19 protein-coding genes and 1 pseudogene are annotated in these 25,348 nt (G+C 45.2%); 13 read left to right on the top strand and 7 right to left on the bottom strand.

The window, feature by feature from the left end; genetic code table 11:
• Positions 1-24 precede the first annotated feature (24 nt).
• Positions 25-1,425 (bottom strand): DUF1254 domain-containing protein, encoded by a 1,401-nt coding sequence (locus tag ED652_RS02785; protein WP_122053437.1) that lies wholly within the window; start codon positions 1,423-1,425, stop codon positions 25-27.
• Positions 1,426-1,667: 242 nt separating this feature from the next.
• Between ED652_RS02785 and ED652_RS02780 the strand changes: the two genes are divergently transcribed.
• The 6 genes from ED652_RS02780 (at position 1,668) to ED652_RS02755 (ending at position 9,512) form a co-directional block, all read left to right on the top strand.
• Complete coding sequence (locus tag ED652_RS02780; RefSeq protein ID WP_122053436.1) at positions 1,668-2,819, top strand: anaerobic sulfatase maturase; 1,152 nt, start codon at positions 1,668-1,670, stop codon at positions 2,817-2,819.
• 17 nt (positions 2,820-2,836) lie between these two features.
• Positions 2,837-3,733, top strand: coding sequence for a LysR family transcriptional regulator (locus ED652_RS02775; RefSeq protein ID WP_122053435.1), 897 nt, complete (start codon positions 2,837-2,839; stop codon positions 3,731-3,733).
• A gap of 185 nt (positions 3,734-3,918) precedes the next feature.
• Positions 3,919-5,457: a sulfatase-like hydrolase/transferase gene (locus ED652_RS02770; RefSeq protein ID WP_122053434.1), complete on the top strand. Its 1,539-nt coding sequence runs from the start codon at positions 3,919-3,921 to the stop codon at positions 5,455-5,457.
• Positions 5,458-5,529: 72 nt separating this feature from the next.
• On the top strand, positions 5,530-6,966 hold the full coding sequence (locus tag ED652_RS02765) for a DUF1254 domain-containing protein (protein ID WP_122053433.1): 1,437 nt from the start codon (positions 5,530-5,532) through the stop codon (positions 6,964-6,966).
• A 168-nt stretch (positions 6,967-7,134) separates the two neighbouring features.
• On the top strand, positions 7,135-8,379 hold the full coding sequence (locus ED652_RS02760) for an NADH:flavin oxidoreductase/NADH oxidase family protein (protein WP_122053432.1): 1,245 nt from the start codon (positions 7,135-7,137) through the stop codon (positions 8,377-8,379).
• 218 nt (positions 8,380-8,597) lie between these two features.
• Positions 8,598-9,512 (top strand): LysR family transcriptional regulator, encoded by a 915-nt coding sequence (locus ED652_RS02755; protein ID WP_122053431.1) that lies wholly within the window; start codon positions 8,598-8,600, stop codon positions 9,510-9,512.
• A 152-nt stretch (positions 9,513-9,664) separates the two neighbouring features.
• On the opposite strand, the pseudogene ED652_RS02750 reads toward ED652_RS02755, so the two are convergent.
• Positions 9,665-10,219, bottom strand: a pseudogene (locus ED652_RS02750) (DUF1254 domain-containing protein); the annotation flags it as partial.
• A gap of 667 nt (positions 10,220-10,886) precedes the next feature.
• On the opposite strand from ED652_RS02750, the gene ED652_RS02745 reads away from it, so the two are divergent.
• Together ED652_RS02745 and ED652_RS02740 are read left to right on the top strand one after the other, a co-directional pair.
• A complete protein-coding gene (locus ED652_RS02745; RefSeq protein WP_065606862.1) occupies positions 10,887-11,123 on the top strand; it encodes a YdcH family protein in 237 nt (78 codons plus the stop codon).
• Positions 11,124-11,314: 191 nt separating this feature from the next.
• Positions 11,315-12,211 (top strand): LysR family transcriptional regulator, encoded by an 897-nt coding sequence (locus tag ED652_RS02740; protein ID WP_122053430.1) that lies wholly within the window; start codon positions 11,315-11,317, stop codon positions 12,209-12,211.
• 101 nt (positions 12,212-12,312) lie between these two features.
• Here ED652_RS02740 and ED652_RS02735 read toward each other — a convergent pair whose 3' ends face one another.
• The 5 genes from ED652_RS02735 to ED652_RS02715 form a co-directional block, all read right to left on the bottom strand.
• On the bottom strand, positions 12,313-13,122 hold the full coding sequence (locus tag ED652_RS02735) for an SDR family NAD(P)-dependent oxidoreductase (RefSeq protein ID WP_122053429.1): 810 nt from the start codon (positions 13,120-13,122) through the stop codon (positions 12,313-12,315).
• A gap of 302 nt (positions 13,123-13,424) precedes the next feature.
• A complete protein-coding gene (gene glpD, locus ED652_RS02730) occupies positions 13,425-14,984 on the bottom strand; it encodes a glycerol-3-phosphate dehydrogenase (RefSeq protein WP_122053428.1) in 1,560 nt (519 codons plus the stop codon).
• A 270-nt stretch (positions 14,985-15,254) separates the two neighbouring features.
• On the bottom strand, positions 15,255-16,040 hold the full coding sequence (locus tag ED652_RS02725; RefSeq protein ID WP_017096306.1) for a DeoR/GlpR family transcriptional regulator: 786 nt from the start codon (positions 16,038-16,040) through the stop codon (positions 15,255-15,257).
• Between the two features lie 292 nt (positions 16,041-16,332).
• Positions 16,333-17,853 carry a glycerol kinase GlpK gene (glpK, locus tag ED652_RS02720; RefSeq protein WP_017064019.1) on the bottom strand — a complete coding sequence of 507 codons (1,521 nt, stop codon included), beginning with the start codon at positions 17,851-17,853 and terminating at the stop codon, positions 16,333-16,335.
• A gap of 59 nt (positions 17,854-17,912) precedes the next feature.
• Positions 17,913-18,767: an MIP/aquaporin family protein gene (locus ED652_RS02715; protein ID WP_004732234.1), complete on the bottom strand. Its 855-nt coding sequence runs from the start codon at positions 18,765-18,767 to the stop codon at positions 17,913-17,915.
• Between the two features lie 449 nt (positions 18,768-19,216).
• Here ED652_RS02715 and ED652_RS02710 point away from each other — a divergent pair, with 449 nt between their 5' ends.
• The 5 genes from ED652_RS02710 to ED652_RS02685 all read left to right on the top strand — a co-directional run bounded on the left by ED652_RS02710 (position 19,217) and on the right by ED652_RS02685 (position 25,257).
• On the top strand, positions 19,217-19,885 hold the full coding sequence (locus ED652_RS02710) for a response regulator transcription factor (RefSeq protein WP_122053427.1): 669 nt from the start codon (positions 19,217-19,219) through the stop codon (positions 19,883-19,885).
• Between the two features lie 15 nt (positions 19,886-19,900).
• Positions 19,901-21,370, top strand: coding sequence for a sensor histidine kinase (locus ED652_RS02705; protein WP_122053426.1), 1,470 nt, complete (start codon positions 19,901-19,903; stop codon positions 21,368-21,370).
• Positions 21,370-22,524 (top strand): ABC transporter substrate-binding protein, encoded by a 1,155-nt coding sequence (locus ED652_RS02700; protein WP_254051676.1) that lies wholly within the window; start codon positions 21,370-21,372, stop codon positions 22,522-22,524. The genes ED652_RS02705 and ED652_RS02700 overlap by 1 nt, the downstream gene beginning before the upstream one ends.
• Positions 22,525-22,693: 169 nt before the next feature.
• Positions 22,694-23,758 (top strand): 4-oxalomesaconate tautomerase, encoded by a 1,065-nt coding sequence (locus ED652_RS02695; RefSeq protein WP_099167052.1) that lies wholly within the window; start codon positions 22,694-22,696, stop codon positions 23,756-23,758.
• Between the two features lie 320 nt (positions 23,759-24,078).
• A complete protein-coding gene (locus ED652_RS02685; protein WP_122053424.1) occupies positions 24,079-25,257 on the top strand; it encodes a tripartite tricarboxylate transporter substrate binding protein in 1,179 nt (392 codons plus the stop codon).
• Positions 25,258-25,348 lie beyond the last annotated feature (91 nt).

Raw genomic sequence — 25,348 nt, 5'->3', positions numbered from 1 at the left:
TCGACGTAATTAACTTAATTGGGGCTAGAGCTTTTCAACTTGTGGCAGTGGATATTCATTGTCGAGAACGGCTTGAGTTGGCTCATACAGGCGCATGTGAAGATAGAAGTCATCCTGAGGTGCTGGTAGCCAGTTACACGTTGGATCGGACGGTTTTACGTATTGAATGCATATTGGCAAGGTGCCGTCTTCTGCGTATTTCAGCTCATCTTTACGATTGGTTGAAATGGAGTAGCGTTGAATGAAGTTCTCAACCATGAACAGGTTTTTAGCGTCATACATGGTCAACGACCAAAAGGCCTCTGCCGGTGCATCGGCTGGCATGGTCATTCGATATTGATTGTCGCCCGACAGTTGCTCGCCATTCGAGTCCGTGTATCGATTTGGATAAAGAGCTCGCTCTGGCACATTCAAACCAGCCGCACGCATGTTGATGCTCGCTCGGCTCAGGTAATCATTCCCGTAACGGCCTCCCTCGTACATCATCGACCAGCCATTATTGACATCACCGATGCTTCGACCTGCGTATTGAATGATCTGTTGCGAAGAGTCAATCGCGCGCATTAGCCCTTTTTTCTGTGCTGAAGTTAGCGCTTCCGGGTTAAAGGGGGTCGATCCTCCAATACCAATTTGTTGGAATTGATCAACGATGGCAGCATCTTCTGGAATCGGGTTTTTACGTAGCTCACGGTCAATTAGCGAATACCACTCTAATCCTTCAGGTCTCGCCATGGGTGGGATACGACCTGTCGAAGCTTTGAGTTCTACGATGTCATGCTCTGCGCCGAGTTGATCGACTGGGTAGCTGAGAAATTTATCGTGAACAACCAGTGCGTCATCGAGATCTTGCTCGCCAAACACGCCCGTTCGTTGAATTAACCAAACCATAGGAGTGCGAGACTCTACGACACGATCAATTCCCTCTGGCACTTCGCCAGCCCACCCTTTGTTGACCAACAGCACTTTGGAACCTTGGTCGCCGACATTCTTCACGTGCAGATCTTCAATCGAATCTGAGTAAGCATCCAATAACTGAACAATGTAGTAACGGTTATCGGTGCGAGGAATATCTATCACCATCGGGCCTGACAAATCGAGATCGTAGTGAGCTTGTGAGTAGAGCGTATCGTTGTTGACAGTAGGCACAATTCTATCCTGAGGCCCAGATAGAACACGTGTCTTACCCATCTCATTCAATGGTGCCATGGCGTTGTCCATCGGCGCGTCAACCGATGTGGTTGTTTGCCTAACCGCCGCCACGGTTAATGGACCCGTACCGTAGATAAACGCTTGAACACCTAAGTTGTAAGCGAGCTCTTCTTCAGGATTAATAGATTGTTGGGCAAGGGATGGCATCGCGATAATACTGGACAAAGAACACACTAAACTGGTCAGTACACTTTTCTTATAGAGCAGCTTTCTCATGGAACACCTTAGATCGTAGAAACAGAGTTAGGCATTTATCATATGAGTAAGTGAGATTAAGGAGTGTAATAGCCGATATTAAGGATGTTAATACGCTATTTTTGTTATTTAACTCATTGCTTTGTTTGATGTTTTTTTGAAGTGGAAAGGCGCTTGGATAGCGTGTGTTAATAGGGCGACTGAGGCGCTATTGTTTGATTGATTTGCGGTTGATATGTTGACAAAAAAGTACGGGAATCAATATGAACACATCAACTCATCCTTTTAGCTTATTCATTAAAGCCGAAGGGGCTCAGTGCAATCTGGATTGTAGCTACTGCTATTACCTCAATAGACAAGATGGCGACAAAAGGTCTTCGATGTCTCTGGACATGATGGAGCAAATTGTCGGTGCTCATATCGACGCGCAGCCAATGAAAGCTCAGCAAGTGGACTTTATCTGGCATGGTGGCGAGCCCATGTTAAGAGGGCTCGATTTCTATGAAACGGCAATGAAAGCACAGGCAAGCAAAGCGACGGAAAAGCGTGTCGTAAATACGATGCAGACCAATGGAACCATGATTAACGATCGCTGGGCGAGCTTCTTTGCTAAACACAATTTCATGATGGGTATCAGTATCGATGGCCCCAACATTCTGAATGACATCGCTCGGATCGACAAAAATGGTCAGTCGTCTTTTGAACGCACAATGCGTGGGATGTCTTATCTAAAAAAGCACAACGTTGAGTTTAATACGTTAACGGTCGTGAATAATAAAACCTACAAACACGGCAAAACGATCTATCAATTTTTGGTTGAAAATGGCAGTGGTTATATGCAATTTCAGCCTTGTATCGATCATGAATTGGACAGGCGAACAGGGCACGACTGGTCGCTAACTGGTGAGCAATGGGGACAGTTTCTTTGTGATTTGTTTGATGCTTGGAGCGCCAATGATGTCGGTAAAGTGTATATCCAGTTTTTTGAAAATTGTTTAATGGTGTTGATGGGCTACCAAAGCCAAATGTGCCATCACAGCGCGACTTGTGGACAGCAATTAATGGTTGAGCATGACGGCAATGTTTACAGTTGTGACCATTATGGGTACCAAGATCATCAACTGGGTACTGTGAATAGTGATAAGCTTGCAACCATGGCGAGTTCACCTGAACAAATAGCGTTTGGCACCAACAAATATCATGAACTGAACAGCACTTGTCGAGGTTGTGATTTTGTTGAGCTTTGCCAAGGTGGCTGCCCTAAGAATAGAATAGCAACAACCGAAGATGGCAGCGCGATGAATCATTTGTGCCAAGGGTATGAGATGTTTTTTCGTCACGCATTACCCAAATTATTGCCAATGGTAGAAGCGATGAAAAAAGGGTATTCGCCAGCGTACTTCCCACTTTTCTAAATAACTTGGAGTCGGGCATGACCAGAGATCTAAACTTACTGCGGCTTATTTTGGTGCTCAATGAAACTCGCCAAACGGTAAGCGCAGCAAAAGCCTTAAACGTAAGTCAGCCGACGATCAGTGTCATGCTTCGTAAGCTCAGAGAACAATTTGATGATGAATTGTTTGTTCGAGATAAAGCAAGGCTTGAACCCACCCCAAAATGCTTAAAGCTTATCGAAACCTTGCCTCTGCTATTAGAGCAGCTAGACAACCTTTACATACCCAATGATGAGTGGGGCTTGGAAGATTTAAGAGGGGAGGTTCAAATCATGTTGCCTTCCCCATTGTTGATCCCAGTGGGTGTGCCGTTAATCAAAAAGCTGACCAAAGAAGCGCCACAAGTGACGTTTCAATGTTCACCTTGGTTAGATAATGGCGTCCAATCCCTAGAGACCAACCGCATGTGTTGGGGAGTGAGTTATCTTCCTATGGACGTCAATAAAACTCTGACTGAGCGACCGGTTGGCTTTGATAAGTTCATGTTGGTGCTAAGAGCTGATCACCCAATTCAAGGTAATTCCCTTGAGGACATTCTGAAATACCCACTCTGTATCAATATGATCCCTGGTTACATTCAGCCATCCAAGACGGAAATGTTGATCAAAAAATACGACTTAGATAAACACATCGGGCTCAGAAGCAATAATATGAATTTGATGCTAGAGATCGTTAAGGACAGCGACTTCATCTATGTGACATCGTCGAAATGCCGCTATTTGCTTGATCACTTTTATCGTTGTATTGAGCTACCGCCGGAACTGTTGAAAGACACCTATCGTCGAGAATTGGCACTGTTTACTCATCAAGCAAACCGTAATAACCCGTTCACTGATTGGCTTCAAAAAGAAATTACGTCGATTATTCAATCCTAGTTTCACGCTACTATTCTTTCTAAATAACGCCCCTTTATCACTGCCACTATTAAGAATCGTAATAGTGGCTATCAAGCCATTTTGGACCTCTTTCTTATACCATTTACCTCAACAATGGTTCGCTGAGACATTCACAATCTTCGTTGTGACTTCAGCGATTTACTCATAGTGAATGAGGGTTATAAATGTATAAGTCTTTTGTTAAATCCGCTTTGGCACTCTCGGTGCTGGCGAGCGTCAATGTACATGCCGCGAGTCAACCCAATGTGGTTGCTATCATGCTCGATGATGTGAGTCCCACTGATCTGTCAGCTTACCACCGTGGCATAGGGGCAGTGGACACACCGAATATTGACCGAATCGCAGATCGCGGCATGATGGTCAGTGATTACTACGCACAAGGCAGTTCTACCGCGGGGCGCTCCGCCTTTATCACGGGTCAGTATCCATTTCGCACCGGCTTAACGTCGGTCGGCCAGCCGGGCTCTTCCCTTGGCCTTCAAAAAGAAGATCCAACCCTAGCCGAAATGCTGAAAGACAAAGGCTATGCGACCGTGCATGTCGGTAAAAGTCATTTAGGCGATAACAACAGTCACTTACCAACGGTGCACGGCTTTGATGAATTCTTCGGTTTCCTTTACCACCTCAACGTTATGGAGATGCCTGAACAGCCGGAATTCCCAACAGACCCTAACTTCAGAGGTCGCCCTCGTAATGTTCTTCACACCATCGCTACCGAGAGTGTGGACATGCAAGAAGACCCAAGGTTTGGTGTGGTTGGAAAGCAAACGATTGAAGATAAAGGTCCTTTAGGCGCCAAACGCATGCAAACCGTTGATGGCGAATTTTTGGAGTTTGCTACAAATTGGCTTGATAGACATGAAGCGGAGAAAGACGAACAACCTTACTTCATGTGGTACAACCCAACGCGCATGCACCAAAAAACGCACGTTCGTCCGGAGTATCGAGGCGCGAGCCAAATCAACACCTACTACGATGGCTTGATCGAACTTGATGATCAGATCGGCGTGTTGCTCGACAAGCTTGAAGATTTAGGCGAAATCGATAACACCATCATTCTCTTCACATCTGACAATGGCGTAAACCTTGATCATTGGCCTGATTCCGGTTCTGCGTCATTCAGAGGACAAAAGGGTACAACATGGGATGGTGGTTTCCGTGTACCAATGTTGGTCAGCTGGCCAGATAAAATCCCTCAAGGTGAATACACGGATGGCTTCATGACATCTGAAGACTGGGTGCCAACCATCATGGCTGCCGTGGGTGAAGGCGACATTAAGCAAGAATTACTTGAAGGAAAAGAGTTAAACGGCGACCGCTATCAAGTTCATTTGGATGGTTATAACCAACTGGACATGTTGACCAAAGGTGAACCGAGTCAACGTCATGAGTTCTTCTTCTACAACGAACAAGATTTGAATGCGTTCCGAGTAGATGACTGGAAAGTGCACCTAAAAACCAAAACGGAGTGGATTGCGCCTCCTGAAGAGTGGCCTCTAGGGATGCTGATTAACATCAAGGCTGATCCTTACGAGCGCAGCCCTGATACTCGAGGTTGGTTCTTATGGATGAAAGAGAAGTCTTGGGTATTACCAAAACTGCACAAAGCAGCCGCGAAATATCAGAAGTCTCTTGAAGCATTTCCACCAAGACAGAAGGCTGGTGGTATTGGTATGGCAGACAAATCAGTGGTTGCTGACTAACGCCAAATACGACTAATGCAAGGTGTGCTGTAACAGGCGCACCTTACATATTGCTTTTAGTTGGGACATTAAATGATGAAAAAAAATAGACTTGCGACAGCACTGGCTTGTGCTTTCATGGTTGCACTTCCGTCTACGGTACTAGCTAGCCAATCCGTGGACGCGACGAGCGCAGCTATTGGGATCAAGACGGAAACTTTAGCCGTTGAGATGGCGAGTTTAGCGTCGCTCAAAAAGGATAATCAGCTATTGGCACAACTTGCCTACGAGTACGCGTACTCGATAGATGAAGCCTACAAATACTTTTACAAAACCGTCGTTGAGCAAGACTACCCTTTGAATCGATTCCAAAATATTCGAATACTTGCTGACGACACTTACACTGCGCACCCGACGATTAACAATGACACGTTACACTTGATGGGTTGGATGGACCTAGCAGCAGAGCCGGTCATCATTACGATTCCAGATCATGATGACAATCGATATTGGTTGTTCCATACCATGAATATGCAGCACTTTACTGACTCGGCTTTTGGCTCTCCACAGCGAGGCACAAAAGGCGGCAGTTTCATGTATGCAGTTGAAGGATGGAAAGGTGAAGTGCCTGCGAGTGTCGACCAAGTGATCTATGTCGAGCATCCGCTGGTCAAGATGATGGGGCGAATCATGGACCTTGGTGGTGACGATTCTGCAACTGCTCAAAAGTTAATGGATCAATGGAATATTAGGACGTTGTCGGAATACTTAGGTCAGAAAGGACCAGATTCTGTCGTACGCGAGTATCCCGATCCTGAAGACTCTAATTGGGTCGAGCGAACCAATTTCATCCTGTCTGAAGGAACAATGAAGACGCATGACCAAAAGCTGCTTGAACAATTCGAGTACATTGGCTTGGGAGATGTTGAATTAGGCAAAGCCAATCATCCATTTACGAAAGAGCAGCTTCGTATGATCGATTCTGGTCAAAAAGACGGACTGGAGCGAATCATTAATGCGGGCTTTGATGATTCACGTGACGTATTAGGCACTCGCGATGAAATGACCAAGGTTCCAAGCTTTCAACACGCCTACGGCACCTTAATGGGCCAATGGGGGTTGCCTGCAAAGCACACTATGTATAGCGGTGACTTCTTCGATAGTGAAGGCGGTGCGCTCGATGGTAGTAAGTATGATTACACGGTGACCTTCGATTCGCCACCGCTAGAAGAGGGTGGTTTTTGGTCATACACGGCCTACAGTGGTGAAAGCCGATTGATGGAGAAAAATGACTTAAACCGTCATTCCCGTGGAGACAGAACGCTAACGCCTAATGTTGATGGCAGCTACACCATTTACATGAGTAGCGATGTAAAAGGGCATGAAGATGATCCTAACTTCTTACCTATCCCCGATCATCAATGGTATTCAGTGTTACGTATGTACACGCCCGGTGAAGAGGTTAGAACAGATAAATGGAAATCGACACCATTTACTAAGGTCAAAAAATCCACTAAAGTGATGACTTAAATCGCCTGTTTAAGGTTTTGTTTATAACCGATTAATGCCAGCTGCTATGCCGCTGGCATTTTTTATTGAGTGAAACTTGCTTCGAAGTAGGCACTAAATGCTCAGAACTGTCGGATAAAATAGGGCATACTGGACGCAATATATAGACCAAAGAAAGTAACCACGCGCATGAATCCGATCTGCCTCAACGACCCTTTTTCTCTTCCTAATGGCCAAGTGATCAAAAATCGCCTGTTCAAATCAGCAATGAGTGAACAGCTAGGTGATAAACACCATAATCCTAAGCAAGGTTTAGTCACGCTTTATGAGCGTTGGGCTCAAGGAGGAATTGGCTTATCCATGACGGGCAACGTGATGGTCGATAGAGGCGCGCTTGGTGAACCTAAAAACGTTGTGTTGGATGAGCACAGTGACTTAACCGTATTTCGTGAGTGGGCGAGTGCCGGAACACAGAATGGTTCGCAGATATGGATGCAACTGAATCACCCAGGTAAGCAAATTCCTAAATTCTTATGTGATAGCCCGGTTGCGCCTTCGGCTATCTCTTTAGAGCGTGGATTAGAAAAAGGCTTCAATATGCCACGAGCTCTGACTGAAAAAGAAATAATCGCGATTATTGATAAGTTCGCGCTGAGTGCAAAGCTATCAAAACAAGCGGGTTTTACCGGTGTGCAGATCCACGGTGCTCATGGTTATCTCGTGAGTCAGTTTTTGTCTTCAAGACACAATCAACGGCAAGACAAATGGGGTGGCTCACTCGAAAACAGACTTCGTTTTGTGCTTGAGGTTTATCGCGCGATTCGAAAAGAGGTCGGTGAAGATTTCCCTGTCGGAATTAAGCTTAACAGCGCCGACTTCATGAAAGGTGGCTTCACTGAAGAAGAGTCAATGCAGGTTGTGCAAACATTGAGTGATAACGGTATCGACCTGATTGAGATCTCCGGTGGCACCTATGAAAGTCCATCAATGATGGGTTCAAAGAGCAAAGCTGAATCAATCAAGTCCAGCACAGTAAAACGTGAAGCGTATTTTATGGATTACATGGTTAAGGCGAGAAAACTCGTGAGTACACCGCTGGTGGTCACGGGAGGTTTTCGAACCGCGCAAGCAATGAATGAAGCATTAAACACCTCGGCGACCGATTTTATTGGCATTGCGCGCACAATGGCGGTTGATCCTGATTTCCCTAACAAGTTAATTGAAAACCCTAGCCACGGCATACCGCTAACGGTGCCAACCACAGGTAAACCCGCATTAGACAAGGTGGCGATGGTTGGGCTGGTTTGGTATGAACATCAGATGTGGCGCATTGCCTCTGGCAAGAATTCTGACCCCAAACTAAGCGCACTTGGTGTGGTGGTAAAAACAATTTTCAGCGCCGGCTGGCACGCTTTCAAAAAGCGCAGAGCGTAAGCAGTCATGGATTGTTAAAGCAGAACTTTGAGGAATTGAAGTTCTGTTTTTTTCTATGATGATTTATTGTTTAGTTTGTCTAGATAGTAAGAAAGAGTTAAAGATCGTTAAGCGAATCAATCGTCAAATGAGCCATAATGAGAGAGATATTCGCTAAGTTAGCTTTTATCACCAGACGGCTAAATATCTCCCTGACCAAACTTTAATGACAGGTAACTATGAAACAATTGGATCTCAATTTAATCCGCGTTTTTCTGGTTTTGCTAGAAACCAAAAATACTCGCATTGCTGGCAATAAATTGGCGCTGAGTCAGCCCGCAGTGAGCAAAGCACTAGGGCGATTGAGAGAATACTTTGATGACGAGTTGTTTACTCGTGTCCATTCCGGTTTGAAGCCAACTCCACGTGCGTTAGAGCTTGGTGAACGGCTGCCAATGATCATGGAAAGTTTGGACGACGTGATTCTTGAAACTCCAAGCTTTGACCCTGCCGAGTATCAAGGCAACATCACGATTGCGATTAACGGTTTTATCTCGAACTGGCTTGGTGCGCGTTTATGCTTGGGTCTCATTCAAGAAGCGCCGAATGCTCAAGTCAATATCGTTAATTGGGGCTCTCAAACGCTGAAAAAATTGTTGGATGGCGAGATACAAGCAGCTATCAACTTTTCTCCAATCGACACGAATAAGCAGTTTACCCATCAGATTATCGGTGAGGATGACTTTGTCGGGTTGGTTAAAACCGGCCATCCATTAGCTGGCAAAGTGATTTCACAGCAAGAGATAGATGAAGCGGAATACGCGAGTTTGGTGATACCGGGGTGGAATGATATTCAGCCTTATATCGCCAAGCATTTGTCGACAGAGCAGCTTAAAGTGAAAGCAAGAAGCTCGTATTTGCACACACTATTAGAGGTCATTAAACAAAGTGACATGATTCTACCGTGTTCCAAGCAGCTTGCGCTTTATCTTAATGAAGAGTTCGATTATCTCTCTTTTCCTGATTATGCACCGGAAGAGCTCAAAAAAATCGTGCTGGTGGAATCTCATAACAAGAGAATACACCCTATGAATCAGTGGCTTAAGCGCAAAATTATCACTACCTCCCAAACCATCATAAAAGAAAAGCAATAAGCCTCTCGAATGAGAGGCTAGGTTATTGTTAGTAGCTGTTATTGCCAGTTAATTAACACTAATCACTCGCAATTCAGTCGTTATTCCCAGCTATTGAGCAGTGACCTGTGGGAAGCTGTGCATCTCACCTGATGCTACCGCTTCATCACTAGGACGTTATCTCGAGAAGCATCATCCCAATCTGAAGCAGGTTCAAAAGGCTTAGCTGATTTCGCATTAGTGACCGCCGCATCTTGCAGTCGATGCGCTTCATCTGCGCCAGCACTTGTTGCAGTTCGCATCAGTATGTAGATGTAGTCTGAACCTGCGATTTCTGAGTCGATGTAAATTTCTTCGCCACCATAAATGGCCATGTGGTTATCATGATTGTTATTGAAGATATGCATGATCTGGTACGCATCGCCTTCCGCCAGTTTGAATGTTGCGCCTTCTGACACATCGACAACCGCGGTTGAATAGAGCAGGTCGGTGTTAGAGCGGATAATCATTTGGTTCTCTACCGTTACGTTTTCGCGATTATGCTCAAAAACATTAACCGGTTGATGCTCTAACTGTTGAGTGAAGTAAAGGTCGCTTTCTGCACGAGCGAAGTTTTCGTCGGTTACTTCAATTGCTGCCATTGTTTGCATTGATGTGATGGTAATCAGTGTTGCTAAAATGGTCTTTTTCATATCGTTTACCTTGAGGTCGTCATTAGGAGATGACACTAATGTATCGGTTTGGTGGTGATTCTAAAAATGATTTGATGTTATTTGTGTAATAACCAAAAGGAATCGGAAGGCTGGTTTTTGTGAAGCTTAGAGAGAGTTGTGACTGTTTTTTGTTCGTTTGGTGAAAGTTTTTTGCACAGAGACTGGTCGTTAGCTAATGAAGCGATGCTTTGTTCATTAACTAAGGCTTTATCGGCAGGTAAGGCTTTAGTTAATGACTGAGGTATCCGCGCTTTTAAGCACTATGCTTTAGTCATGACTAAAAGAGGATTAATTATGAAATGGCTTATCTTATCTGTAACGCTATTGTTCGTGGCAGGATGCCAATCGACAGGCTCTGACACGTCTTCACATGATCAAATGAATCGAGTTCATTCTGGTGGTTGTAGCAGCTAATCCTTTTTTGAAAATACTTTTTAGCTGCTGTTATTATCATTTCTGTCACTGTTCTTATAAAGAACTCACTTCTACAAAGCCTTGCGATTACGTGAGGCTTTCTTCTATGTAAAACAACGCATCCCTGCCGATTTATGTTGTAAATTTGTGAATCTGAACTGTCTATATTCTAGGCTGTGTACTGGATCTCATTTGTTATTTGAGTCCCTTGCTAAGGTAAATAATGAATGTGTACTACCAATCACTTTACTCAACTTAAGAGGTTTCTATGCTAGGTGAAAATCACTCTCTTGTTCACGAATTTCCTGAAATGAAAGACAAAATTGCTGAGCTTGCTAAAACTGACGATGGTTTTGCAGAAGATATGAAGACATACGACAACCTTGATAAAGAGATTCGTAAACTAGAGCTGAAAGATTCACCCATTGATGACGGCTCGATGCACCAATTGAAACATGATCGTTCTGAGCTTAAAGATTCACTGCATGCTCGTTTAACTGGCTAGTGAGTTGGTAATTTTGCTGACTAGCTAAATGGTGAATTACAGACTTAGACAAAAACTCCTTCGGGAGTTTTTTTCGTTTTGGCTCAATCACTTCTTCACAATTCAACTGAGTTAATACGTTGTATTGTTATGTTAATGACGCATAATGAGGATTACTGGTACACGATTTTTAAGATTTTATTGGTAATCTCATGAATATTGAACACCTCAAATTGTTTGTTCGTTTAGCTTCCACACATAACATCAGCATGGCTGGGCAAGAGCTTGGTTTGTCTCCTGCTGTTGCAAGCTCGCACATCAGTAAACTGGAAGACAATTTAGGCGTTCGCTTGGTCCACAGAACCACTCGTAAGGTCTCTTTAACCGAAGAGGGTGAAGCATTTTTACCTCATGCTGAAGAAGTGTTATCGAGTGTGGATGCTGCCAAGTCGGCGGTCGGTGTAGGCTGTGATTCTCCAACCGGAACGCTGAGAGTTACCGCATCTGCGTCTTTTGGACGTTTGCATCTTGTTCCTGCTTTACCTAGATTCTTAGAACGCTACCCTGGGTTAAAAGTCGATCTCAGGCTATCAGATTCGATGGTGGATGTTGTTGAGGGTGGCTTTGATATCGCGATTCGTATCTCAGAGCTGAAAGACTCGACACTGATTGCCCGAAAACTTGCGACAGACAAACGTATTGTGTGTGCATCGCCTGATTACTTAATCAAATATGGTAAGCCAGCTACACCTCGAGATCTTAATGATCATCAGTGTATTAGCTTAATTGGTTTAGAAAACTGGACCTTCAATACTGAAAGCGGGCCTAAGACGATTAAGGCATCTGGGTCGTTCAGGGCAGATAACGGGGAAGCACTGCGTGACGCAGCTTCAGGTGGTATGGGTATCACGGTGACATCGAATTGGTGTGCCTATGAACAACTGAAAAGCGGTCAGCTGGTTCAAATATTAGAAGATTACCCATTAACCTCAGAGCCTGCAATTTGGGCTGTGTACCCAAGCACAAGGTTACTGGCGCCAAAGGTGAGAGCCTTCATTGACTACTTCTCTGAATATTATGGTAATCCACCGTATTGGGAACAAAAGTAGAGTCAGATAGATTTAAGGAAAAAGCCCTACGTGACTAAGTTATGTGTTAGTCACGTAGGGCTTTTTCTTGGAATCAGAAAATCACTTGAGCATAGCTGTCACTAAGAAAGCGTTGCTTTGATGATCTCTTCAATTTTAGCGACAACTTGTTGTGACTTATCACCGTATATCGCATCTGGGTGCGGGTTCGCAAATGTGTTGTTGTCGTTATCAAAGTATTGACCGCCCGCTTGTGCGAACTCATCAGACAATGATGCGCGAACCAGAATATCAGAACCGATGCTTAGGTCGCCGCCTGCAATACCGTAAGCGTCTTTCACCATCTTGCTGCCTAGTAACGAAGCTGGGTTGACCGCAACCACCATTGGCCCTGTAGAACCTAACTCTTTTGCAATCTCACGAGTCCACATAGTGATCGCAAGCTTGCTTTGTGCGTAAGCGTCGCCATCAGACATTGGTTTCTTACCTTCTAGCGCTTCGATGTTCACTGCTGCTTGCGCCGCTGAAGACAGGTTCACTACTCGGCTAGATGCATCGAGCACAGGTAGCAGACGTTTAGTCAGGTGGTATGGTGAAATAGTATTCACAACAAAACGAACATCTAAACCGTCTTTAGTAATTGGGTTAGGAGTGTTGAACACACCTGCGTTGTTAATCAGTACATCAATCTTATCGTGCTCAGCAATTACTTTGTCAGCCAACGCATCCACATCAGCCAGAACAGACAAGTCTGCCACGTAACTTTGAATTTTCGCTTCATCAGATATAGCCACAAGCTGCTGCTCTACGTCTTTGAGCTTGCTTGGGTTACGTCCATGCAATAAAACGTGGTGGCCTTGTTGAACAAGTACTTTTGCCGTTTCGAAGCCGATACCATCGGTAGAGCCTGTGATCAGAATAACTTTTTGCATGGAATAGATTCCTTATTAAAGCCCTGACATAGTGAGCGTTTTTAAATGTGTCGTTTCGTTGAGGTAAAGAATAGCAATCTTTTGTAAAGTTGATAATCAAGCTGATTAATAAAACACTATTTAGTTTTTATTGAAAATGGGGGAGTGAACAAAGCCTCAGTCCGTGCGAAGGAGACGATCAATCGAGAGATTTATCTGATCGAGCTCTTAGGCCGGAATAGCAGGCAATAAAAAAGCTTAGCGCGGGGGACGCTAAGCTTCGTTGTTAAGTATGTTCTTGAACCATGTTTAGACTGGTGGGATTAGCCTACTTGAGAAAAGCTCACTACCTTGCTTTGTAGCTTCTCTTTCAGGTAATCCGTTACTGCTTGCTGCTCGGATTCGCTCATGTACAGGCCAAGTTTGGTTCTGCGCCACAAGATGTCTTCGTCAGTCATCGCCATCTCTTCATTGATCAAGTAATCGATTTCAACTTGATAAACGCCATGGGCTTCGCTTGAGAATTGGCTGCCAAGGTCAGCTTCGCAATCTGCGCCTTCCAGTAGTTTCCACGTGTAAGTACCGAATTGAGTCACGTAGCGAAGTAATAGCGCTTCAGATGCCCAAGGGTATTTAGTGTGGATCATCTTCGCAAGCTGTTCTCTGCTGCAACTAAAGTTACCACCTGGAAGCGTGTTGTTGGCTGTCCAAGGCGCACCCATGTTGGTTAGGTGTGGTTCTAACTTCTTAAGTGCTGCTTCGCCTAGCTTACGATAAGTGGTCAACTTGCCACCGAAGATCGAAAGTAGTGGTGCTTGATCAAGCTCTGCGTCTAATTCGAGCGTGTAGTCACGAGTGATCGCTTGCGGTGAATCAGATTCGTCATCACAAAGCGGTCTTACGCCACTGTATGTCCAAACCACATCTTCGCGGCCAAGTTGTTTAACAAAGTGTTGGTTAACAATATCAATCAAGTAATCCACTTCGACATCATCAATGGCAACTTCACGCGGATCGCCTTTGTATTCAAGGTCGGTAGTACCGATGATCGAGAATTTATCTAGGTAAGGGATCATGAACACAATGCGATTATCTTTGTTTTGCAGAATGTACGCTTGTGGTTCGTCATGAATGCGTGGCACAACAATGTGTGAGCCTTTGATCAGGCGAATATTACGAGGCGAAGCCTGCTCTAATCCATCATCAAAGAACTGTTTAACCCAAGGGCCTGCAGCGTTAACCAGCGCTTTTGCTTTGCGTTCAAAGCGTTGGTTTGTCATGACATCAAGGATCGTCACATGCCAAATACCACCTTCACGGTGCGCTTTTTCAACACGGCAGTAGTTACATACTTCTGCGTTATTTTCTTTTGCTGCCAAAACGTTGAGCAATACCATTCGCGCATCGTCAACCCAGCAATCTGAGTATTCGAAACCGGTCTTCATTTCTGGCTTCAGTAAACCTGATTTAGCCAAGTTCACCGTTTTACTTCCAGGAAGCGTGGTGCGTTTACCCAAGTTATCGTAAAGGAATAGGCCACAGCGGATCATCCAAGCTGGGCGTAAAAATGGTCGATGAGGTAAACGGAAACGCATTGGTTGAGCAACATGAGGTGCTTTTCTTAACAATACTTCGCGTTCTGCAAGCGCTTCCGAAACCAAACGAAACTCGTAATGTTCAAGGTAACGTAAGCCACCGTGGATCAGTTTTGAACTTGCAGATGAAGTAGCAGAAGCAAAATCATTTGCTTCGTATAAGCCAACGTTGAGACCACGACCTGCTGCATCTGCTGCGATACCTGCACCATTGATGCCGCCGCCAATCACGATCAAGTCTAAAGTGGAAGATGTACTGTTGTTTGAATTATTTTGTTGAGCACTCATGATTTTGACCTCTTGCTGAGCGAACGAGCATTTTAGAACATAAGTGAATCCTATCTTAACTTTCGTTTGCGGTCATTTATTATTTTCGTTTATGCGCGTTTTATGTGATTTGGACATAAAAAAACCTCTGCTTATGAAAGCAGAGGTTCAAACAAATCTAATTCGAGCATAGAAGCGACACTGGTAGTGAGCACGTTTTACTTTTTTAACTTTTCTATAAAGAATCGTGATTCATTTAAGAAAGTGGCGTCACTGAGCACTTACGTTGAGTTATTCGCTCATAGGACGAGCGGTATCGATCACTTCTAATGGTATTGCTGAATCTTTAAGGATGTTGAGAATCTCTTCCGGTGGCTGCTTATTAGTAAACACCATGTGCGCTTGAGAGATATTGCCGAGCTTAACCATCGCGTTACGACCAAACTTTGTGTGGTCAACGGCTAAGAAGATGCTGCGGCTGTTCTCGATGATGGCTTGTTTCACTCGAACTTCGTGATAGTCAAAATCGAGCAGTGAGCCGTCAAAGTCGATGCCACTGATGCCCAAGATACCGAAATCGAGGCGGAACTGCTTCACAAAATCGAGTGTTGCTTCGCCCACAATACCGCCATCACGGTTTCTCACTTCGCCACCCGCCAAGATAACCTTTATCTCTGGGTTCGGCAGAAGGATGCTCGCAACGTTAATGTTGTTGGTGACAACTCGTAGTTGTTTGTGATTTTTGTTGAGTGCGCGGGCGACCGATTCTGGCGTGGTGCCTATATCAACAAACAGGGTTGCACCATCTGGAATGTGTTTAACCAGTTCGTCGGCGATCACGTCTTTTTCGTTGAAATTAAGCGCTTTACGCGTGTTATAAGAGGTGTTTTCCGAGCTTAAAGGAATGGTTGCACCACCATGATAGCGACGAATTTTGTTGCTATCGGCCAGTTCATTGAGGTCTCGTCTGATGGTTTGTGGGCTGACATCGAACTTTTCAACGAGCTCTTCGGTACTCACATATCCTTGTGTTTTTACCAGATCTACAATCTGCTGGTGTCTTGGTATCTGCTTCACTTAACTTACCACTCCCTGCGCGCAAAGGGCTCTAGCGCGTCAAAATCGAAAATATAAACTCACGCTATTGTGCTCGAATTGATGAAAAGAGAGAAGTAATGATGGTAAGGAATCATGTCTAAACCGCAAAAACGCCGGTCAAAACGTGGAATTTGAGCCTGAAACGCAAAAAAGAGCACAAAAGAGTGCTCTTTTTAGTTTCGTTTGCTGAGGTTCGAGCAATCTAATCGATGAGATTGCTCGAGTTCCTAGGTCAACGATTAATGATTAACGATGAGCTGAATACTCAGTATTACTCTTCGTCGTCATCGTGCAGTTCAGACCAAACCTGTGCACACTTGATAGCACGCTTCCAGCCTTTGTAACGGCGGTTACGTTTCTCTTCGTCGTGGTGTGGCATGAAGGTGCGGTTAAGAACGGCTTTGTCTTGAAGCTCGTCAATGCTGTCCCAGAAACCAACCGCTAGGCCAGCAAGGTAAGCGGCACCAAGAGCCGTTACTTCCGTTACTTCAGGGCGGTGAACTTCAGTATCAAGCACGTCTGATTGGAACTGCATTAGGAAGTTATTCGCTACTGCGCCGCCATCAACACGTAGGTTTGCTAGCTTGATGCCAGAGTCCGCTTGCATCGCGTCTAGTACGTCACGCGTTTGGTAAGCAATGCCTTCCAAGGTTGCACGGATGATGTGGTTAGAGTTAACACCACGAGTCAGGCCAACAATCGTACCGCGAGCGTAAGCATCCCAGTATGGTGCGCCTAAACCAGTAAATGCAGGTACTACGTAAACGCCGTTTGAAGAATCTACTTTGGTTGCGAAGTACTCAGAGTCTTCTGCGCCAGCCAGTAGTTTCATTTCATCACGTAGCCATTGGATTGATGCGCCGCCCATGAATACTGCACCTTCCAGTGCGTATGCAGGTTCGCCTTTAGGACCACATGCCAGTGTGGTTAGAAGGCCGTTCTTTGATGTTACTTTCTCTTGGCCCGTGTTCATTAGAAGGAAACAACCTGTGCCGTAAGTGTTCTTAGCTTGGCCTGCTTCTACACACATTTGACCGTAAAGTGCAGCTTGTTGGTCACCCGCAATACCTGCGATTGGAATACGAGTACCGCCTTTACCACCAAGGTTCGTTTGACCGTAAACCTCTGAAGAACGCTTCACTTCTGGCATCATTGATGATGGGATACCCATTTCATCAAGTAGCTTTTGATCCCAGCATAGGTCGTTGATGTTGAACAACATAGTACGTGACGCGTTAGTGTAATCCGTAACGTGAACACGTCCTTGAGTCATCTTCCAAACCAACCAAGTATCAACCGTACCGAACAGTAGTTTGCCAGCTTCAGCGTCTTCACGAGCGCCTTCAACGTTGTCTAGAATCCATTTTACTTTGGTACCTGAGAAATACGGGTCAAGGACTAAACCTGTATTGTCACGTACGTAGTCTTCTAGGCCACGCGCCTTAAGGTCTTCACAGATATCTGCTGTACGGCGACACTGCCATACGATTGCGTTGTAAACCGGTTTGCCAGTTTCTTTGTTCCAAACAATGGTGGTTTCACGTTGGTTAGTGATACCAATACCCGCTAGCTCGTCGCTGCGAATGCCTGCTTTAGCAAGTGCTTCAACCAATGTAGAGCTTTGAGTTGCCCAGATTTCCATTGGGTCGTGCTCAACCCAACCCGCTTTCGGGTAAATCTGAGTGAATTCTCTTTGAGAAGAGCTAACGATGTTTGCATCGTGGTCGAGGATTACAGCGCGAGAACTTGTGGTGCCTTGGTCTAGGGCAACAATGTATTTTTGCTCGGTCATGGTAAGAATCCTTTTTCTTTCGTTATTTATATTTTAGTAAATGTAAGGTCGCTTAGGGATTAAGCTTGAGCTTGTTCAGCTTCTTCTTCTGTTTCACATTGGTTTGGAATTGTGCAGCCTTGGCCTTCTACTGGTAGGTAAGCACCGATAACACGTGGGTATAACCAACCACCAAAACACGCACCAGCAATTGGAGCAAGAATTGGAACGATGAAGTAAGGAATATCACGAGCACCGCTTAGTGCGAAATCCCAACCTGCAAAGTAAGCAAAAAGTTTTGGCCCAAAGTCACGAGCAGGGTTCATCGCAAAGCCAGTCAGTGGACCTAAAGAACCACCAATTACTGCGATAAGAATACCGATCAGTAGAGGATTCATTGCACCGCGAGATGCGCCGTTGTTTTCATCACCTAACGCTAAGATAGCGAACATCAAAACAGCAGTAATCACAAATTCCACAGCAAAAGCGCCAAAGAAAGAAAGTGAAGCATGTGGGTATGTTGAGAAAATACCTGCTGTTGATAGTGCGTCTTGGCTGCTACGAACAAAGTTATGTGCGATTTCGTAATCAGTAAATAGGTTGCTGTACAGGCTGTATACCAGCGCAGCAGAGCAGAATGCGCCAAGCAGTTGCGAAATGATGTAAGGCACCACTTTAGCTTTATCAAAGCCATGGAACATGGCCAGCGCGATGGTTACCGCCGGGTTAATGTGTGCGCCAGAAACGCCAGCAGTACAGTAAATTGCAATCGCAACACCGAAGCCCCAGATGATGCTGATTTCCCATTGTCCGAATGTCGCACCGGTTAATACCAGAGCGGCCACACAGCCAACGCCAAAGAATATGAGTAATCCTGTACCGATAAATTCAGCCAAGCATTGCCCAAATAAAGAAGGGTGTTTGTTTGTTGTCATGTTCGAGTCCTTTTTAGTTTTGCTTATCTAGCACGTGTATTGTGCATATATTTGCGAACTCGAAAATAAACGAACATCAAAAGTGAGCGTTTGAGCATAAAATTGTTAATTAAAGTCACTTGAAATGTTAATCCGAACACTTTTGCTCGGAAAAGACGCTCGCATGAACGTCATTGCTCGAATTGATAGGTTGCGAAGCCGCTCAAATTACCTATATGTAAATGAATGCGCAACTGGTACGAGGAGTTTATGTTTGGATTTGTGATGCTACTTCGTGAGTGGTGGATTATTAGACGTAGCTTGATGATATTTAACGCGCCTTAACATCTGTACTAAACAGAATGTTCTAAATGTGATGTGATACTGGACTTTGTTTTACTATTGTTACTTATGTTGTTGAAATTGTCGTCACTCTTGAGAACAATCACTTTCTTTATGTGGGGGGTAAGATGCGAATACTAGTAGTAGAAGATGATCGTTTGATCAGTGAAGCCATAGAGCAGCGCTTTATTGACCTCGGCCATGGTGTTGATTGTGCCTATGATGGTGCGGTCGCGTTTGCGATGATTAGCCACACCGATTTCGATTTGGTGATTCTTGACTTAAACCTCCCTAATAAATCAGGTGAGCAGATCATCAAGCGCATTCGTCAGTCTTCTGATACGCCTGTCCTTATTCTTACCGCCCGCAGTGAAGTCTTTGACCGAATTCAACTACTGGATTTGGGTGCCGATGACTACCTCACCAAACCTTTCGATTTTGGAGAATTGGAAGCACGCTGCCGCGCGATCGTTCGACGTCGTCAAGGCAGCGATCAGAACACAGTGAGGTTTGGTGACATTGAGTTCGATAGTGCAGGGTGCATTGTGAAAGTGAAGGGCGAGGTCATTGAGCTTAAACAGCGTGAATATCGCTTATTAGAAATTTTCCTGAACCACCTCAATCGTGTGATGAGTAAAGAAGAGATCATCGATCACTTATACAACTTCGATAACCCACCCAACACTAATGCGATTGAAACCTACGTTGGTCGTTTGAGGAAGGCGCTAGCCAATAGCAATGTCGAGATCAAAACCCTACGTGGCCTTGGTTATGTGCTCAATAAAGTCGAAGACTGAGCTGAGGTGTATTAGGTGACGGCACTGACCAAATCTGTCCGCTTTCGTTTTCGAACAAAATCGCTGAGATTTCAATTATTGTTCTCTGCGACCTGTCTATTGTGCCTGATTAGTTTACTCACTTTGGTTGCGGTAAAGCGCTACGCCTATCAAACCACTCAGATGTTTTATGATCGCCAGTTGAATAACGCGGCTCTGCAGATCATAGAGCAGGTTCGTTTTAATGGCTTAACATTCAGTGTCGACATTCCCACTGCGGCCTTTAAATCACTGGCAGATTCCCCAAGAGATAAGGTTTTCTATTTGGTTGCTAGTTCTCCGAGTTCATCGGAGTCTGGTTACATTACGGGTTATAAAGAATTGCTTGATGACCAACTGGTGCGTGACCAAATTGAGCAATACCAGATAAAACTCGAACCAGAGGCCGCTTATTTTTACTTAACCTTCAAAGATGAATGGGTGCGTTTGTCTTTGGTCAGTCGCATAATGAATACCCGTGAAGGGCCTCAGAACATCTACGTGCTGGTCGGGCAAACCACACAAGCGAGGCAAGTATGGGAGAAGCAACTCTCGGACCACGCAGTCAAGCTACTGCTTGCGGTGATGTTAAGTGCGTTGTTGGTGATTTTTGTGTTGATTGTAAAGGTGCTCAAGCCCGTCAATGAGATCAACAATAAGATGGAAAGGCGTTCCAATCTCGACCTAACTCCAATCAATCTCGACGCTCCTGAAGAGGTTGAGCACTTGGTCGACACCATTAATGTGTTTATGTCTCAGCTCGATAAGAACTTAACCAATCTTAAGAACTTTACCGGCGAAGCTGCGCATCAGTTAAAGACACCAATCGCAGGGATTAAAGCCCAAGTCGAACTGGCTAAAAGTAAAGCGAGTGAACGTCACACGCTCGATTATTTGGATAAAGTCACCGGTGCGTGCGAGGTGCTTGAGCGCACGGTTGAGCAGCTTCTGAACCACGCGACGATTCGCCATCGTTATCAAAGTATCGAACCTACAGATATTGATTTTAATGAGTTAGTCAAACAAACCAGCCGTGGTTTGGCGATGAATGCACTCAATAAAGACATCGAATTGAGCTACATAGAATCACTTAAATTTCACATTCGAGGCGACAGCTTCGCCTTAACTCAGATGCTGACGAATCTCATTGAAAACTCAATTAAGTATTCCTCCAAAGGCAGCACTATCGAGGTTGAATTAGTACAGCAAGGCAGCAAAGCGGTGCTGTACATTCGTGACTTTGGGCCGGGCATTGATGAGCAAGATAAGCCTCATGTGTTCGAGAAATTTTATCGGAGCCCGAATGCGATCAGCCAAGGCACAGGGCTAGGGATGAGTATCGCGTTAGATGTTGCCCAAAAATCCAATGCAATTCTGAGCTTGGAAGACACTACATCAGACGAAACAGATAATCGCGGCCTTACGGTGAAAGTCCAGTTCCCGCATACCTATTGGTGGGAGGTTTAATGATGAAATCTTTACGGATTTGGCTCGCAGGGCTAACTTCGGCGGTGTTGTTAGCAAGCACTCTATTCGTTACCAATGCCACCGCACAAGCTAATCAAGGCGCTAGTCGCCAAGACTCGGTTCTTCAAGACTCTGTTCACCAAGACAATAGCAACCAAGGTGATGGCAATGAAGATGCACTGGTGATCTATGGTGCAGCCTACTTGTCAGAAATGAAGCCACTGCTCGATGATTTCCAGCGTAGAAACCCAGAAATAACCGTGCGCTATCAAGCGATGAGCAGTAACGTATTAGATGCTCATATCCGAGACCAAAAGCCTGATCAACCCGATATCACCATCAGTTCGGTGATGGATTTACAATTGCGACTTGTTAATGATGGTTATGCGCTGCCTTACCAAATAAATGTGGCGGGCTATGGATCTCAATCGGGTATTGTTCCGCACTGGAGCCAGTGGCGAAATGAGCTGTTTGGTTTTAGCTATGAACCTGCTGTGATCGTGTTTAATGAGTCTTTTCTTGAAGGAAAGGAAGTCCCGTTGAGCCGTGTCGAATTGTTGAGTTTTATTCGCCTCCATAGTGAAGAACTGATGGGGAAAATAGGGCTGTTTGATATTCGAGATGTTGGTATCGGTTATCTGCTTTGGTCATTTGAACGCGCTCAAACGAGCAACTACGGACAATTCTTGGAGCTGTTTAATCTCCATCAGGCTCGCACCTTTGATAGCTCTGCGTCGATGCTCCAAGCGTTGACTGATGGTGATATTGCGATTGCCTACAACATCATGGGCTCGTATGCGAACTCGTGGGAATCGAAGCACAAAGATGTGGTGATTGTGGCGGCCAACGACTACACACCTGTGGTCATTCGAACTGCATTTATTAATAAAACCACGCCTAGGCTAGAACAAGCTCAAGCCTTTATTGATTACTTATTTTCCTATTCAGGGCAGAAGCTGATGGCAAAAGAAACCAATATGCCTCCGGTGCGTACCGATATAAAAAGTGCTAAATCGGCAGCGGTTTTACGTGAGCAGTTTGCCAATCAACTCAAGCCCCTTCCGTTAGATGTCAGCCTGTTGATCTTCTCGGATCAAAGCAAAAAATCCTTAGTGATAACCGAATGGGAGAGCGCTCTTAAAAGCTACGATTAGTTTAGTTGGTAGTTAATTCGATTGCTTTGCAGTAACCCTATCTTGGCTTGGTCATTCAACCGAAATACCGCCGAGTCAGCTACATGACAGTTTCGTTTTTTACTCTTGAAGTCCAAAAATGAGCATGGAATTGCTCTTTCACTTCAAGATTAAGAGGTTGAAAACGGTCATGAACGAGAATATTTCCTGCATGTTGATCCGCGGTGGCACATCGAAAGGCGCGTACTTTCTAGCGAGTGATTTACCTGAAAGTGAGCAAGAGAGAGATGATCTACTTGTGCGTATTATGGGTTCAGGCGAAGGCCAACAAATCAATGGCATCGGCGGCGGCACGTCACTGACGAGCAAGGTCGCAATTGTGTCTAAGTCGGAGCAAGAAGGGACAGATTTAGATTATCTCTTTGCTCAGGTCGCGGTCGATAAGAAAGAAGTCGATACCAAACCTTCGTGCGGCAATATTCTCTCAGGCATCGTGGCGTTCGCCAGTGAAAATAATTTGGTTAAGTTAAGCAGTCCATCGACCATGTTGCGTGTCAGAAACATCAACACCAATACTATTATCGAAGTTTCCGCCGAAAGCCCAAATGGCCATTTACGTTATGACGGTGATGTGCGTGTGGATGGTGTTCCTGGAACTGGCTCACCAGTTTTGCTTAACTTCTTAGATGTTGGCGGCTCGAAAACGGGCAAGCTATTCCCAACCGGCAACGTGCGTGATCAAGTCGAAGGTGTTGAAGTTTCTTGCTTGGATGCAGCTGTGCCTATGGTGCACATTAATGCCAAAGACTTTGGCTTAGCGGGTAACGAGACCAAGCAACAACTCGATGATAATGCCGAGTTACTTGAGCGCATCGAGTCTATCCGTTTATCTGCAGGTCGCTTAATGGGCATGGGTGATGTGACAGGAAGCGTAGTGCCTAAAGTGTCTTTGTTATCACCACCAACCCAAGACGGACACATTACCTCTCGCTACTTTGTTCCTCAAAACTGTCATGCTAGCCATGCTGTGACGGGCGGGATCTGTGTTGCGGCGGCTTGCATGATTCCGGGTACTGTCGCGCATGAAGTATGCCAAGGCATTAACTCTGAAACGGTCGTTATTGAGCACCCTAGTGGACAAATCCAAGTCAATATCAAAGTAGAGCCAGGGGAAATTGAGCCTGCGGTTCGTCAAGCGGCTTTGGTGCGTACAGCGCGCCCGCTGTTCAAAGGTCAGGTTTACCCGACGTTTTAATCTCAAGCTGCTTTAATGCGTATTCATAATCGCTGGCCATTTGGTTGGCGATTTTTTTTTCATTCTCACATTCACATTCACACTCATATTCTTTGTTCGTTCTAATATCTTCCCCGAACCCTCGTGAAACCTCGAGGTTTACTGCACCAATTCGGCGCGCGGTGCTCTGTTTTTGTGCCTTAAAGGGCGATCTTTGTAACACTTTTGTTATCAAAGTGCAGCGTGTCAGTTGGATGACAGGTTCGGCGACTAATTTGTCAGAAACCACAAAAACAGTCCAACTGCAGGCAATACGCAGTAAATGGATATTAGGAGGCACGATGCTGAACGTACAACTACCCGACAATACACAATCTTCTACTAAGGGCTCGTTATTCTCGAACGGTTCTTTTCTTATGACTCAAAAATTGTCTAAGTTAAAAGTTTGCCAATCACTCTTGGTCACGCTACTTGGTGTGGGGGTATTCTCTCATCACGCACAAGCCGAAGAGGTTTCGTTTAAAGGTGAGCGTGTCGAGTTTGTGATGCCTTACAAAGAGGGCGGCGGTACCGATACATGGGGGCGTTTCTATGCACCTTATTTGTCTCAATCGTTACCGGGCAATCCAGTAGTGGTGGTGAAAAACATCCCGGGTGGCGGCTCAACAAAAGGCGCTAACCAATTTGCTCGCCGTGCGAAAGACAACGGCCTCAACATCTTTGCAAGCTCGGCATCAACCCAATATCCCTATCTTCTTCAAGATCGCCGAGTTCGTTACGACTACAACGATTGGAGCGTGATTCTCGCATCCCCAACTGGCGGCGTTGTGTATGTTTCGCCTAAAACGGGCATCGAGAACGTACAAGATCTTTTCGATAAGAAAGACCAAATCAAATTCCAATACGCAAGCCAAGGTGCGACCTCGATTGATTTAGTGCCGCTGTTAGCGATGGACCTACTTGGCTTAGACGTACAAGCGATCTTTGGTATGCAAGGGCGTGGTGCGGGTCGATTAGCTTTTGAGCGCGGTGAAGTGAACATCGATTCTCAAACCAGCTCGTCTTACATCGATAAAGTGACACCGTTAGTCAACGAAGGTAAGGCCATTCCATTGTTCAGCTTTGGTGTGCTGGGCGAAGATGGCAAGTTAAAGCGCGATCCTAACTTCCCAGAGCTTCCGCACTTCGCTGAGGTGTACCAGTTGTTCCACCCTGAAGAAGCAGAAACACAAGGCTATGCGGTTTGGCGCTCATTCTTCATGGCTGGATTTGCTGCTCAAAAGATGATTTTTGTGCCTAAGTCGACACCAGAAGAGTTAGTTGCAGCATGGCGCGCATCGGCTTCTGAATTAGTATCTCAACCTGATTTTCAAAAACGCGCCGTCGAAGTATTGGGTGATTACCCTCAGCTGACTGGCGAACAAGCACAACTCGCACTTAAAGCGGCTATGTCGCTTGATGAAAGCAACCTTGAATGGGTCAGAAATTGGCTCACTACAAACTACAACACTCGTTTCTAAACAGGCTATCCAGAAGCCCAAGAAAATATGAGTCTTAACAACGCTCGGTATTAACTGGAGGTGAGACCGCGACGCAAGATCGTGGCTCACG

It is taken from the genome of Vibrio sp. Evd11 (assembly GCF_900382755.1).
Lineage (GTDB): Bacteria > Pseudomonadota > Gammaproteobacteria > Enterobacterales > Vibrionaceae > Vibrio > Vibrio lentus.
The sequence above is the reverse complement of the archived record's forward strand: the minus strand, read 5'-3'. Positions and strand labels throughout refer to the sequence as shown.